Annotated in this window: 7 protein-coding genes; 1 reads left to right on the plus strand and 6 read right to left on the minus strand. The window is 50.1% G+C overall.

Annotated features, from left to right (window positions below; translation table 11 throughout):
* Positions 1-140: 140 nt before the first annotated feature.
* Positions 141-2,144 carry a polysaccharide biosynthesis protein gene (locus HY774_06735; GenBank protein ID MBI4748167.1) on the minus strand — a complete coding sequence of 668 codons (2,004 nt, stop codon included), beginning with the start codon at positions 2,142-2,144 and terminating at the stop codon, positions 141-143.
* Positions 2,145-2,561: 417 nt separating this feature from the next.
* On the opposite strand from HY774_06735, the gene HY774_06740 reads away from it, so the two are divergent.
* Positions 2,562-5,042, plus strand: coding sequence for a polysaccharide biosynthesis tyrosine autokinase (locus HY774_06740; protein MBI4748168.1), 2,481 nt, complete (start codon positions 2,562-2,564; stop codon positions 5,040-5,042).
* 205 nt (positions 5,043-5,247) lie between these two features.
* Here HY774_06740 and HY774_06745 read toward each other — a convergent pair whose 3' ends face one another.
* From HY774_06745 to HY774_06765, 5 genes are all read right to left on the minus strand, one after another.
* Positions 5,248-7,284 (minus strand): FAD-dependent oxidoreductase, encoded by a 2,037-nt coding sequence (locus HY774_06745; protein ID MBI4748169.1) that lies wholly within the window; start codon positions 7,282-7,284, stop codon positions 5,248-5,250.
* 637 nt (positions 7,285-7,921) lie between these two features.
* Complete coding sequence (locus tag HY774_06750) at positions 7,922-8,707, minus strand: maleylpyruvate isomerase N-terminal domain-containing protein (protein ID MBI4748170.1); 786 nt, start codon at positions 8,705-8,707, stop codon at positions 7,922-7,924.
* Between the two features lie 389 nt (positions 8,708-9,096).
* A complete protein-coding gene (locus HY774_06755) occupies positions 9,097-9,522 on the minus strand; it encodes a hypothetical protein (protein ID MBI4748171.1) in 426 nt (141 codons plus the stop codon).
* A gap of 171 nt (positions 9,523-9,693) precedes the next feature.
* The gene (locus tag HY774_06760) at positions 9,694-10,689 is read right to left on the minus strand and encodes a class I SAM-dependent methyltransferase (GenBank protein MBI4748172.1); all 996 of its coding nucleotides are present in this window, start codon (positions 10,687-10,689) and stop codon (positions 9,694-9,696) included.
* Between the two features lie 104 nt (positions 10,690-10,793).
* Entirely contained in the window at positions 10,794-11,543 is a 750-nt protein-coding gene (locus HY774_06765; protein MBI4748173.1) for a hypothetical protein, read from the minus strand.
* Positions 11,544-11,694 lie beyond the last annotated feature (151 nt).

Below are 11,694 nucleotides of genomic sequence, written 5' to 3' on the forward strand. Positions count from 1 at the left end.
CTTTATGTTTTTACAAACCCTCTCCCGGCTTGTTAGACCATTTTGCAATGAACACCTCGCACTAACAAACGGCTAAATCGTTGAGAAAATTGTATTTCCCTGAACCCTGAACCCTGAACCCTGAACCCTGAACCCTGCTTTTACATTGTTAACGGAAACTGTAACCCTTCCAGCTCAGTAGGAAAATTTTCAAAACTCGCGTCTATCGTGGTGTCGGTTTTCATCCAGGCTGCCAGTTCACCACTATCCACCTTTGACAAATCAATCTGGTATTCCTTCACAATGCTCTTGAGCCAAAGTTTAATGCTGAGTGGATGACAGGTGTTCAGGTTATGCGGCACTGTGCTCAATTTCTGAGAGATTTTTTCGAAGTTGATTCCGGGACAATTGGCCACGACAATTTTGGGATGGCTGGTCGGGCGGGTATTTTCCGAGTCGAGATACAACTCTTCGTACAATTTTTCTCCAGGCCGAAGCCCGGTGTAGACAATGTCAATATCTTCGTGTGGACGCAGACCCGACAGGCGGATCAGATCATAGGCCAGATCGGCAATTTTGACCGGTTCGCCCATATCCAGCGTGAAAATTTCTCCGCCCCGGCCAAGCGCAAAAGACTGGAGCACCAACTGAACGGCTTCGGGAATGGTCATAAAGTATCGGTTCATTTCCGGATGGGTGACCGTGACTGGCCCGCCGCGACGGATCTGGTCTTTAAAGGTTGGAATAACACTCCCAGCACTGCCAAGCACATTTCCAAAGCGAACCGTAATAAACCGGGTGGCCGATATCCGATTCATTCCCTGGATATAAAGTTCAGCCGCGCGCTTGGTGGTGCCCATCACGCTGGTCGGGTTGACTGCTTTATCGGTCGAGATCATGACAAATGCCTGACACCCAAATGCATGTGACAGATCCACGACATTCTTGGTTCCGAAAATATTGTTCTTGACGGCTTCAGATGGATTGCACTCCATCATCGGCACGTGCTTATGGGCCGCAGCATGAAAAACAAACTCCGGCTGGTAGTGATGAAACAGTTTCTTGAGTCGGGACCGGTCAGTGATATCCACAATGGCAGGAACAATGTGTGTTGCTTTGTCTTTGAAGGTGCGAATCAGTTCCTGCTCGATATAAAAGAGGCTATTTTCCGCCTGTTCGGCTAAAACAAGGCAGGAAGGGTCCAATGTCATGATCTGCCGGCACAATTCAGAACCGATACTGCCGCCAGCACCGGTTACCATCACCACTTTTCCTCGAATCAGCTTTCCAATAGATGCCAGGTCGGTTTGCACGGGCTGACGATGGAGCAGGTCTTCAATCTGGACTTCCCTGACTTGCGAAACCATCACTCGCCCGCTGACCAGTTGATCATAGGAAGGCAGGATTTGATAGGGAATCCTGGTATAGCTGAGTTCCCGAACAATCTGGCGCATCTGTTTCTGAGTTGCGCTCGGAGCAGCAATCAGAAATCGTTGAAAATCATACAGTTGTGAAATTTTTTTTGCGTCTCGGATGGTGCCGAGCACTGGGATTTGATGAATGCGGGCACCAGCCTTGTGAGGGTCATCGTCCAAAAATCCAAGGACGGTGAGGTTGAGTTCTGGATGAGCCTGGATTTCTCGGACCAGAGCTTCCCCGGCATCACCGGCACCAACGATGACAATGCTGGTTTGCTTAATCACTGATGCTTCTTTGGGTGTACAAAAGACTTGTACAAACCGGGTTTGGACTTTTTCTTTAAAAAACCGGAGCGACACGCGAACACTCATTAAGGCCACAAAGGCAAAGGCCCAATCAATCAAAATTACGCCCACCGGTACCGTAAATGTATCTGGCAGGACCAGGCGAATTCCCAGTAACACCAGTGAGCCAACGGTTACCTGATTGGCAATGCACAGCATGTCATTTAAACTGACATATTTCCACCAGCCCCGATACCCAGAAAACCCAATGCCGACCAGCAATTTCACTAAAATGACGGCCCAGACCGTTTTCCAAAATGGAAAGCCAACCTCTTCGGTGCTGTACTGAAATTCAAACCTGGCACAAAAGGCAGCCAAATACGCTCCGAAATAGATGACCGAGTGCAATAAAATGATGAAAAACAACCGGTATCGGAGAATAAAGAGTTTTGTCGCGTGCATAGTGGTTCAACCTTTTTTCAAAAGTATGAAGGGACGAATCTGGATTTGTCTTTTCAAGTTCAAACGTACCCTTCGTGTTTGCCCAGAGAAGTGCAAATGAGATGCCATTTGGAGTCAGTCTTTTTTTCCATCCAGGTTTTGAATCTTCCAACCAGGGAATTCTCCGCGCCAGGTGCGGAAAATATTTTTTTGCACAACTCCGGAATCCCCCACGAGCAACAAAAATCAGGAAAGCTGGAACAAGATTTGCACTTCATCTCCCCAGAAATACAAAACCAGACGGTTGCCAAACCTGAACCTTGAGTTTGCCTGCGCCAATCAACGAGATTGATACAATCAGCAACCAGTGGCAAGAAATCACAGTGGATTTGTATACCTGTTGGCCCTTATAGAATGAACCAGATTTTGGAGGCTGCTATGTTTGCAAATAACTCAAATGAATCAGCATTGACAGTATTAGACTCAAATTGCCAGACGCCGGTGGTCGCGTCCCCCTATCAACTTCCAGCCAGAAGCGACGAAATCCCGGCACCAGCGGGTTGGCAAAATCCTGTCATATCTGGTTTTTCGGCACCGGCTTCAACTCCGTTGAGCCTTCGCCAAATCGTTCAGGCCATCTCGCGTTATAAAGGATTTATTTTACTCTTTGTAGTGCTGGCCCTCGCGGTCACCGCCTATGGGCTATCGGGGACCAAATCCACCTATGAAGCCACCGCCACGCTCCAAATTGATCCCGAATCAACTCAAATGGCCTTTGGCCAGGACCAATCCCTGACGCCAAACCGGGTTGACCCAGATTATTTCAATACTCAGCTTAAACTCATTGTGAGCCCTGAAAATGTTCGGACAACCATTCGGAGTTATCAGTGGGACCAAAACCCGCAATTCCCGGTCACTGGACCAACCACACTCACCGGGGCACTGTTGGGTCATTCAAATGATCACCCGAGTGAAGACCAGACCGCACCAAATGGACTGATCGCCTCAGGGGCCGCTTCCACACCTGATCAATCAGAAGATCAAAAACCAGTGAACGAAGCCCTGGTGAAAGAGTTAACCGATCACCTGCGTGTGGCACCAGTGCCCCGTACCCGGTTGATCAAAGTGATGTATCAACATACGGATCCGGTTCTGGCTGCCCAAATTGCCAACAGCGTCGCTGAAACCTACATCAAAAATAACCTCAATTTTCGGGTTCGGACTTCAAAGAACAAATCTGAATTCCTCCAAAAACGGCTGACTGACCTCCAACTCGATATCAATGATGCCGAAACGGGTATGATCGCCTATGGCAAAATGAATGAGATTGTCTCTCTGGAACCAACCCAAAACACGGTGGCCGAGCGGCTGATTATGCTCAATCGCCAACTGGTCGAAGCTGAAGGGTCACGCATCCAGGTCGAATCCGAAGTCCTCACGGCCAAAAACACGCCGCCGGAAAGGCTCCCAGACATCATTAATCATCCCGGAATCCAGGCCCTGCGCGAGCGCTTGACCACCCTCAACCAAAAGAAAGCCGAATTGCTGGTTGAATACACCGAGGATTGGCCCGAAGTCCAGCAAATTAACCAGACAATTGCTCAGGTTCAACGGGACTTGAGCACGACTCAAAAAAATATCATGGATTCAATCCAAAGCCGGTACACGGCTTCGAAGGAACGCGAAGACAAGCTTCGAAACGAATATGCCAAACAAATGGGGCTGGCTCTGTTACAGAACGAAAAGGCTGTCAACTACCGAATCCGGCAAGAAGAAATCAATACCAAGAAAGAACTCTATAAATCACTCCTGACCCAGGCCAAAGAAGCTGAAATTACAGCCAGTTCAGAAGCCAACAATGTGTCAATTTCCAGCCTGGCCACCATGCCCAAAAACCCGGTCAGCCCCCATGTGCCATTTACCCTGGCACTGGTTTTTATCGGGTCCCTGTTTGGTGCCTCGGCACTGGCCGTGGCTCGCTCCCAATTTGACAATCGGATCGTCACCCAGGAAGACATTGACCAGTTTGTTCAAATGCCAACCCTGGGCGAAATCCCCAGAATTGATAGTTCTTCACCCCAGACACTGTCTGAAAAACCAATCAAAGTTTTGACAACCGGGAAATCCAGCCTTGAGGCCAAGGAAGAAAAGAAGGAACTGGCACCAGCCAAAGTCCAGCATCTGGTGGCAACCGCCACATTAAACTCACTGGTTGGCGAGGCTTTCCGGCAGTTCCGGACATCACTCCTGCTTTCAGTCTCAACTGACTATCGAAACCGGGTCATCCAGATCACCAGCGGTGTTCCCACTGAAGGTAAAACCACGACCGCCGTCAATACCGCTATTTCGCTGGCTCAAACCGGTGCCACAGTGGTTCTGCTCGATTGCGATTTGCGCAAGCCCAGCCTGAATAATTTGTTCTCGGTTCGCCCCGAGTTTGGTCTTTCACAATACCTGACCGGACTGTGTCAGTCGGCTCAAATCATCACGGAAACCAGTGTCAATAACCTGGATGTCATTTGTGGTGGTCCGATTCCGCCAAATTCCACCGAGGTGTTGGGATCGTTTCGAATGTATAATCTGCTCGAAAACCTGGTCAATGCGTATGATTACGTGATTGTTGACACCCCACCGCTGCTGATGTTTGCCGATGCCTTGATTTTGTCGCGGATGGTAGACAGCGTGGTGCTGGTCACCAGATCCAATTTTTCACGACGGGATCTGGTCCGGCAAGCGACCCGCCGATTACAGGCGGTGAATGCCCGGCTTTTGGGTGTGGTTCTCAATGATGTTCCAACCAAACACAAGGATTATGGGTATGGGTACTATTCCAGCTCAAGCTCCAGGCCAGAAGCAACCGGGTTGATCAAACAGGCCACCCAGGCGCTTCAATCGCTTCGCAACCGATCAGCCGCGTAACTGGTGGGCTCACCAGCAACTTGACAGAAAGCGGCGAGAGGTTCTTAATTCCCGCATTGCTCTCATAGTTTTCCCCTTCGACTCTTCTTTTATTGGGAACTCCGAAGAATGACCTGGCTCTAAACCATTCATTATTCGGAGTTTTTTTTTGGTCAGGAAGTGAATTGTCACTGCTTCTATCAGCATTTCAGATAAATATTTCACTTTAGGAAGCTGCCCCCATCCCGGTGGCTTTCATGACCTGGGAGACAAAAGATTGTGCCCGAACAACTCCTTTGAGTTGCCGCTCAGTTTTATCAGCAATCACCGGGAGCCAGCTCACACTGTTTTCACGCATCAGGTCAGCCGCGGCCAGAGCCGTTTCAGTGGCCACCACCACAATCGGATCTTTTCGATGAAATTCCTGGACCAGGGCACTCCGACCAAGGCCCATTTCGAGCGCCCGCAACAACTCCGTCCGGGTGAGGATTCCATCCAGGCGGGATTTATCGGGTGAAACCAGGCAAAAATCAGGATGATATTGATCAAAAAGGGCCAGCACATCCGCCAGCGTCTGGTCAGGTCGAATGAACATCTGCCCGGTTTGGGTGGTGATATCCAGCACTGAAATTTGCCCAAGCGCCTCACGGACCATCGGCTGGTTTTGCCAGTTTCGTCCACTGCGTTGGTTCACAGCTTCGGTCAACACCCGACGGAGCGGTGCCAGAGCCCGCGACACCTGGGTAAACACATTCCGACCCAAAACAATGGCTTCAACCGCCGTTTTCGCCCGGATGCTGGCGCTTCGCGGTTGATTATTGATCAAGGCCATTTCGCCAAAAAACGAGCCTTCACCGAGCACGGCCACCAGTTCTTCGGGAGTTTCTGGGGAATGTTTGCGCAAAACCTCGACCTCACCCTTTTCAATCACATAGAAATTGGTCGCCGGGTCGCCCTGGCAAAAGACATAATCGCCGGGTTGGAAATAGGCGCGGGATACCCGTTCGGTCTGATTGACTCGGAAATGAGTCAAGTCCCGGAAAAAGAGTAAGTTGAAGGCCCAGTCAAACCCAACTTTGACTCGTCGGGACCAGCTTGGGAGCTTAAACAAATACACCCCGCGCCAGATAAACCAGGCCACAAACCCGGAAAATTGCAACCCAAACATTTCAGCCACACCGACATGACCGCCAATCGAGCACAACTGGCCCAATGGCCGATGCGAAAAAGGCTGGGTCGGTTCATTGCGGAGCGACCGAATGATATTGAGCGCAACCTGTCTTCCCTGTCGCTCGGCAAACTGACCCGTTGGCGGTGAAAGCTGACTGTCGAAGGCATTTGGAATCCGGGCACAATCCCCAATCGCCCAGGCATTACTCGACCCAACCAGCCGCATATCGGATTCGGTTATCAGGCGGCCTTTGTCTTTTTCAACTTTGAGGCGCTCCACAATCGGTGACATGGATGTTCCCACGGTGCAGACAATGGTTCCGCCACGAACGCGGTCGTCATTATCCAACCGCACGCCGTTGGCAGTCGCCAGTTTAGCGCGACGGTTCAGGATGACATTAATTCCAGCTTTCTTCATTTTTTCAAGCGCAAAGTCCCTCAGCGTCGGAGACATTTCAGGCAATACCTGAGGCTGCGAATGCACAACCGTGACCTGGATTTCAGACTTCTCAATGCTTGAAAAAATGTGGGCACTGCTCCGGGCCAGGTCGTTGATTTCGCCGGCGACCTCCACACCGCTAAATCCACCACCCACAACAATAAAGGAAAGGTACTGCTTTTTCCGTTCCGGGTCGTCGCACACATCAGCTTTTTCAAGTTGCCGCAACACGTGCGCTCGCAGGGCAATGGCGTCGCCAATGGTTTTGAGCGGAAATGCATGGTCAGCCATGCCGGGGACGGTGCTTAAATTGGCAATTGAACCACAGGCCAGCACCAGATGGGCATATTCAAGGAATCGGGAGCGACTGTCTTCGCCTTCAAATTCAACCTGCGAATTGGCCAGGTCTACGCTGAGCACATCTTCAGTTCGACATTTCACCTTTGGAAGCACCCGACGCAACGGAGCGGCAATATCCGAAGGACTCAGGGAGGCACCAACGACTTCAGCCAGCAACGGGTGAAAGACCATGTGGTTTTCACGATTAAAGAGCACAATTTCATATTCGGACGGGCGTAATTTTGACCGCAGTACTTCGGCGCATTTCACACCGGCAAATCCACCGCCGATAATCACGATTCGTTTGGCAGGCATTGCGGCACCATCCTTTGAGAGTTGGGGATTTTACGAAGGTTGGTTCTAATACAAGTTTGTAGTCAATAGTCAGTAGTCAGTAGTCAGTAGTCAGTAGTTCACTAAGTTTACCTGATTGAATCACTTGCCTGTTGGCGAAGACAAGTATTTCATTGCAAACGAAAGTCTGCCCAACAATATGGAGCTTGCGGTCAGGTGTCAAACCAGGGGCAAAATCCGGCTTCGGAACTGGGGAGATGCTCAAATGAGTTTCCTCACTTAACCCTTTTGAATTGAATAGATTATATCACTGTCAACGCGTTGACACTTTGGACGAATCATTATTTCAAATCGGGAATTTGATCCTGATTTTGAACCACAGAGGACACAGAGGAACACAGAGGTAAATCAATGAGCATTCCTCTGCGTTCCTCTGTGTCCTCTGTGGTGAGTATTAATTGGGGATGAATGATCTTCTTTTGATGAGATTTATGGTGTTATTGCTTTGCGAACAACTGACAACTGACTCAAAACTAAGGGACCCAGAAGAAAATAAAATCCCAATGAAACAGGGTTCAGGGTTTGAGGCGATGAAGCAACGGGTTCCGCTCAAGATGAGTACCAGGAAACCGGCGGTTACGGCTCAAGTTGGATTAGCCTACCCTGAACCCTGAACCCTGAACCCTGGTGGTATGATATTTCCATCCGACTCCCTAAAAAGCCTCCAGGCCGTGTTGGTATCAAGCCGGACGCTCGCCTGGGCGCCAGCCTGGGCGCCAGCCCCCAACTGCCAGCTTGCATCCCGCCGGAGCAGGTGCCATTCACCTCCGGCATCTCCACTGATAAACACATTGAGAACGTGTCCGGTCGGAGCCAGTGTCCCTCGAAAGGCATAAGGCAGGGCATACATCGAAAGATCCAGCACCGGATAAAGCCATTTGCGTTCCAGCAACAACGGCGCCCCAACCGCATCGCGAATCTGGGCCTGATGATGCCACTTTTCAGTAAAATCGCGGCCAATATCCATCCAGTTTCGAGATGAATCTTCACCCGCCCAGGCCACCGGGAAAATGGCTTCGCCATCGGGTGGGAGCGACAGAAAGAATTCAGCCACCTGTGGCCCGGCCCATTCCAGCAAGTCGGTGAGCATTCGCGGGCTAAGCCGCTGTGTCGCCTGCACCCAGGTGGCGTTCAAGGAATTTAAGAACCCAACCAGTTCAGCGTAACTTCCAGGAGGTCCAGCCGGTGATGGAGGAAAATACCCATCCCGATGAATCGAGAGTCGGCGCAGGTCACCATCCAGAATGTGGGTGACCACGTCTTTGACCGTCCAGGTGCCAGCGACGGTCGGTTTTGACCAGTCAGCCGGAGCAAGGCTTCGCAGCAGAGCAACCAGTTCCTGTTGAAGTGGCAAAAATAAGTCAGCAGTTTGAATAAAAGTCATAATGAAGGGCTGAGGGCCATAAGCGCCAGGATAAGGAAATGTGAGCCTGTTTGAGACAAGGAGACGAGGAGATCCTCCGACCAACGTTAGGAGCGGGAGAATATTTTTTCTCCTTGTCCCCTTGTCCCCTTGTCCAGATCAAGCTTTGTTTCCTCATCCTGGCGCTTATGGGGTTGAGGGCTGAAGGTCTGGGGAAAAAATCGCCAAAGCCTGTTAAGTTATAGATTTTCAGAAAAAGAAATCTTGCTGGGAGCGCCGGCATCTTGCCGGCATAGATTGAAGATTAACTGATTGATGCTGGCAGGATGCCGGCGCTCCCAGGAAATACTTAGTCAAGTAATTCAATCAAATAAATTTAGTGAACTACTGACTACTGACTACTGACTGGTTTACTTAATCAATCGTTCCGGCGTGTTCACCGACTCGTACTGGATTTTCCCGTCACCTTTTGAACTACAGTTCCCTTTCAACGACTCGGTTTCCCCTTTTTTGTGCTGAAACCGAAGCCCATTCTGGATGGTCTCGTAGTCAGTCAAATTTTCAATTTTCGCGGTGAACGTGTATTCATAACGATAACTCTTTTTCCCAGTCTTGATTCGGTTCTGGTGATTGATCGTGATATCACCCACTTTGACCTTTCCACCCGAAATCAAACCCTGATAAACAGCGTCCTTTTCAATGAAGTTTTTGACATTTCCCTGATGGTTGGTACAGGCGGCACTGGCCAGAATGACGACCATTACCAGCATCAGCCCAATCCATTTACCTGGCATTGATGTTCGAAAGGCACTCATATCCAGTTGTCGGCTCACCATTCTAATTTCTCCTTTATTGAAAGGCTGATGTGGTTGGGACGGGAATGAATTTAGAGAATAGCCAAACCATAGCCTTCAGCCAGGAAAAAGAAAAGTCTGAAGTGGGACAAAATAGGGCTAAAGACGTTGGGTTGAAGAATTGGTTTTATTTCATCCCTCATCCTTCATCCCTCATCCCTTCCTTCGCACCCGCAACACGGTAATTTTGGTGGGATGGTTAAATGGTGCTGGATCTACCGGAAACGGGGTAACAGTGGTCTCGGGATAGCCAGCAAAGTCCGCCGGCACGGGAATGAAGCGTTCAATCGAAAGGTACCCATCCTCACAAAGCTTTTCCAGCGTGTGGATATACTCGGCGCCAGAAAGAAACAACGCATTGTTGACGACGACCAAAGCGCCTCCGTCTTGAACGAGAGGTCGAACTTTATTGATCAGGCGAGGGGTTTCGTTTTGGGTTTGGACAGTACCTTTTGAAGTACTTGAAAAAAATGGCGGGTCAAGCAGGACACAATCAAACAACTGACCGCTTCGTTTTAGAAAACTGATTTTCGGCCAGAAATCACCGACGATAAAATCCGATTTGCGGATGGGGAACCCGTTCAACGTGCAGGATTCTTTGGCAACGTTCAAAAACCGGCGACTCAGGTCAAGCTGAACGACGCGCGAGGCGCCACCAGCCTGGGCCGCGACACCCAGACTCCCCGTGTAGGCAAACAGGTTCAGAACCGTTTTCCCTTCCAGGTGTGCCTTGGCCCAGGCCCGGAGGTCCCGGGTATCGGCATAAAAGCTCGAATCCCGGTTCATCATCAGGTCAATTGCATACCAGACGCCATGTTCACGGATTTTTCGGTCGGGTTTTTCACCAAAAATCAGAGTTCCATTCCGTTCGGAATCAGTCTGGCCATGTCGGATTTTGAGCACGACGGCACGAACCCAGGGCAGGCGCGAAAGCAAGAACTCTTTCACTTCGACCATCAAATCTGCGGCGGTGTCAGGCGGGTCGGCATAATTATGAATGACCAGGGTTTGGGCAAACAGATCCACCACCAACGCCGGGCACCCTTCGGTAAAACCGTTCAATATCCGAACTGCCGCTTCGTGGCGCGAGTCAAACAACTCCTGCCGGGCAGAAAGAGCCGCATCAAGCAAAGATTGAATCACTGGAATTTCATCACTCCCAAAGAAGAAGATTCAGTCTTTGTACCATCCGCGGCCCGAAATCCAAACCCGGCGGGGATTTTGAAAACTCGGAGCTTCAGTTCAAAAAGAACTCACCGGGCTCCGCCCAGTTGGGCACCATATTTTTCAGCTTCGTTTTTGGTCGGAAACGGTGGGTTTGCCGGGTCATATTCTTTCTTTGGGGCATAATTCTTAATCTCAACCCGGCCCCCTTGCAGGTTCATGCCCAGCAGGCGACGGACTTCATTTTGCCAGGACGCTTCGGCTTTGACCGTGCTTGAATCCACGGTTTTGACTTGATCAAGCGCCAGCGGAATCCCCGGAGTCATTGACACGTTGCCCGAACCGTCTTTCACCAGCGGCACATCACCAATCATCCCCACCGAAATCGGCTGTTTGCGACCTCCAGCGGAGATAATCATGACCACTGCATCCGATTCACTCTGACCATGCAACAACCCGTTTCCAACAAAATTATTGTTTGAAACCACCATCGGCGGCCCGCCCAGCGCCAGAATCGCACCGCCGAAATTTGAATAAAACAGGTTATTGGTGATCAGGATTTCACCGGCGGCGTCTTTAGAGCCAATTTCCAGACTCGCTGGATTGCTCGTTTCCGGGTCCGGGTTATAGGCCCAGTTGATCAAAAAGCTACAGTGATCCACCACAATGCGAGCCGGTTTATTGCGAAACCGGGCCGAATCAAGTTTTAGAGGGATGCGATTGTTGAAGATGATGCAGTTTGAAAACCGGATTTCGGCTTCTGGGGTTGCCGCTCGAATCAGGGGTTCAATCGCCCGATTGGCGGAATTGGCAATCACACAGTTTTGAAACACGAGCAAATTGGTTTCCAAATACTCGTGTTTTACCAATTGAGAAAGTGAGGTGACAAAAGAAGGCCCGATCAGGAAAAATGGGAAGATATGAAAAAAACAATACTCAAATTTCCAAATGATCAAGGCCGGGAAGCAGTATATCTGGCCGGAATGGCAG

The sequence above is a fragment of the Acidobacteriota bacterium genome (assembly GCA_016208495.1).
Classification (GTDB): domain Bacteria; phylum Acidobacteriota; class Blastocatellia; order Chloracidobacteriales; family Chloracidobacteriaceae; genus JACQXX01.